The organism is Rhodosalinus sp. FB01 (assembly GCF_041365715.1).
Classification (GTDB): domain Bacteria; phylum Pseudomonadota; class Alphaproteobacteria; order Rhodobacterales; family Rhodobacteraceae; genus Rhodosalinus.
In genome coordinates, this window is sequence record NZ_JBGFSH010000111.1 from 1 (window position 1) to 330 (window position 330).

The 330-nt window shown below is 52.7% G+C and carries 1 protein-coding gene; it reads left to right on the forward strand.

Annotation, left to right across the window (positions count from 1 at the left end):
• Nucleotides 1-28: 28 nt before the first annotated feature.
• Nucleotides 29-330 (forward strand): DEAD/DEAH box helicase family protein (locus AB6A65_RS16825; protein WP_371039523.1); only part of this gene is annotated, 302 nt, incomplete at its 3' end.

Sequence of the window (330 nt, forward strand, 5' to 3'; positions counted from 1 at the left end):
GGTACTCATCCAGAACGAGCGGAAGCTGATGATGATGCGCCCGTACCAAGTTTATGCGGTTAGGGCGATCGTGGACTGCATCCATGAAAACCGGGGAAACGGATATATCTGGCATACGACCGGCTCGGGCAAGACGCTCACCTCATTCAAGGCGTCCACGCTGCTCAAAGACAACCCCGAAATTGAAAAATGCCTATTCGTCGTCGATCGGAAGGATCTCGACAAACAGACGCGTGAGGAGTTCAACCGCTTCCAACCGGGATGCGTTGAGGAAAACACGAACACTGATACCCTTGTCAGGCGCCTTTTATCGGAGGACTACAAGGACAA